The sequence below is a fragment of the Mitsuaria sp. TWR114 genome, assembly GCF_007997345.1.
The window spans coordinates 1-2788 of record NZ_VOSR01000147.1; the positions used below are offsets into that span (position 1 = coordinate 1).

Sequence of the window (2788 nt, forward strand, 5' to 3'; positions counted from 1 at the left end):
CGATGGCGATGGCGATGGCGTCGGGGTTGACGCGGTCGGCGGCGCGGTGCTCGCCGTGGTGTCCGCGTTGCCGGAGCCGCCCCCGCCGCAGGCGGTCATCAGGCTGGAGGCCGCCACTGCGGCAGCGAAGTAGCGGAGTTGGGCCAACTCCACGGGGCCCACCTGCGTGCGTCTTGTCATGATCTTGATCTTCGATGTGCGCGGACCGGCCTCGCCATCGGCCAGGCGATCGTCCGCTCCCAAACCAGCCCTTGCTGCCGCACCGCGTGCGTGCCGATGCAAAGGCGCCCCTCGTCTCCTGCGACGGAGTACCGCTCCCGCATGCGGGAGTCGGAGCCTCCGCTCCCTGGTGTGCTGACAACGTAGTCAGCGGCGCGGATGCTAAGAGGCGTTCGCCATGCGACTGCGTGACAAGTGGTAAGTGCTGTCAGCGACTGCCTGAACGCCGTGGTGATAACTCCGCCACACCGATGACATGACCGGCAGGCAAGGTGACGGGGTTGTTGTTCTTCGTTGTTGGACCACCGCCCATGTCGTCAAAGCATCCGAGCGCCTCGTCGCTGCCCCTCTCCTCGCTGCGTCAACTCGAGGGCCTTCCCGACCGCCAGCGCCGACTGCTGCTGCGCGCGGGCCTGGGCCTGTCCCTGGGCGGCGCTAGCCTTCTCACCGCCTGCGGCGGCGGCGACAACAACGACGGCGGCAGCGGCCCCGATGCCGGCGGCGGCACCCCGGCGGGAACGCCGGCCCAGGTCTCGAGCTTCGCGCTGGCCGTGCTGCCGGACACGCAGTTCTATTCGCGCTACGCCACCACCGACGAGAACCTGCAGTTCCAGCGCAAGTACGGCTCGACGCCGTATGTGGCGCAGACGAAGTGGATCGCCGACAACGCCGCGGCGCTGCGCATCCCGTTCACCATCCACCTCGGCGACGTCGTCGACCAGCAGGGCAAGCCACTGCAGTGGCAGGTCGCCGATTCGGCGATGAAGGTGCTGGAGTCGGCCAAGATGCCGTACTCCATCCTGGCCGGCAACCACGACGTGATCTCCGACGTGGACTATGTCGATGCGAGCAGCCAGTCGGCCAACACCGATGCGCAGCGCAACCTCGCCAAGGAGCCCTACCTGCAGGCCTTCCCGACCACGCGGGCGCAGCAGCAGTCCACCTTCGGCGGGCGCGACCCGTCGGGCTTCCACGAGTACCACGTCGTCAACGTCGACGGCAACGCCTTCATGGTGCTGTCGATGTCCTGGCGCGCGTCCGACGCCGCGATCGCCTGGGCGCGCGGCGTGCTCGCCAAGCACCCGACGCTGCCGACCATCCTCGCCACCCACCAGCTGCTCAACATCGCGGCCGACGGCGTGAGCCCGCTCGAGGTCCCCTACGGGCTGATGCTGTGGGACAAGCTGATCCGCGACAACGACCAGATCTTCATGACCCTGAACGGGCATTACCACGGCGGCGCCCACCTGACGAAGACCAATGACTTCGGCAACGCGGTCGAGGAGATGGTGGTCGACTACCAGATGGCCTACATGGGCGGCAACGGCCTCATGCGCCTGTACGAATTCGACCTGACCAACAACAAGATCAAGGTGATGTCGTTCTCGCCCTGGGTCACGCAGAAGCCGACCGACACGCTCAACGAGTTCGACGTGGCGGTGCTCTCCGACGCGAACCACCAGTTCGAGATCAGCATCGACTTCAAGAAGCGCTTCGCGCGCTTCAACCCCAACTTTGCCCAACCGGCGGCCGGCAACGCGCCCATCAACGAGCGCGCCAAGGCGGCCCTGCTGACCCACTTCACCGAGCCGGCGCCCAGCGTCAAGAAGGCGGCGGCGGACCCGAGCGACTACCCGGTGGTGGCGTCGACCGTCGCGCACTGGCGCTTCTTCGGCGGCACCGAGGGCGGCGTCGTGCCGGTGGGCCAGGTGATCCAGGACGAGACCGGCGCCAATCCGATCGCGCGCCAGCCGCTGGCCCAGGGCGGCGCCGCGCAGGAGGGCGATCTGACCTGGTCGAGCGACCACCATTACCTCTCGGCCGCGCCGGGGAGCGTTCGCTTCTCCAACTCGGTGAACTCGCCGCTGCGGATGAGCGCCTTCGCGACCGACGTGACGGCACCGCTGAACGGGCTGAGCTTCAGCGCCGGCTCGCTGCTGCAGGGACCGGATGGCGCGCCGATGCCGGACCTTGTGCTCGAGCCCTTCTTCCGCGTGCACGACTCGCGTTATGTCCTGTACTGGCCCTGCAGCACGCCGGCCGAGGCGAAGGCGCGCCGCGAGCGACTGGCCCTGGAAGAGCGCGAACGGCTGGCGTTGCAGGCCCGCACCGTCGATGCGGTCGCGCCCGGCGAGCAGCAGCCCGAGAGCGATCACGGCTTCGCTGGCGAGGGCATCGAGACCGGCCTCAACAAGGGCCACCGCTGGCGCCATGCGACCGCATGGTTCAGCTATCGCCTGAACGATCCCAAGCGCGAGGGCCGGCTGCTGCGGCTGGCCTTCTCGGCGCTGGATGACGGCCGCCGGTTCTCGGTCTGGGTCAACGACCGGCGGCTGGCGGATCTGACGCTGCGCGCGGACGAGGCCACCGACCGGGCTCCGGGCGCGGAGATCTACAGCCGCGATTTCCCGTTGCCCGAGGACTGGCCGCGAGCGGCGGACGGCGCCGTGCGGGTGCGATTGGTTGCGGAGCCCGGCTCGATCGCCGGCGGGATCTACGACCTACGGCTGTTGCGGGCCACCGCGCCGGCGCACTGACGCGCTTCCAGGCGCTCAGACGGCTCAGACGG

Annotated in this window: 1 protein-coding gene; it reads left to right on the top strand. The window is 68.9% G+C overall.

The features are described 5' to 3' along the window. The first annotated feature begins 530 nt into the window (after nucleotides 1–530). On the top strand, nucleotides 531–2756 hold the full coding sequence (locus FUT87_RS06835; protein WP_147240528.1) for a DUF6805 domain-containing protein: 2226 nt from the start codon (nucleotides 531–533) through the stop codon (nucleotides 2754–2756). Nucleotides 2757–2788 lie beyond the last annotated feature (32 nt).

What these genes read in the sequence shown, in the direction of transcription:
- FUT87_RS06835 (WP_147240528.1), top strand. Translation starts at nt 531, where the DNA reads ATGTCGTCAAAGCATCCGAGCGCCTCGTCGCTGCCCCTCTCCTCGCTG.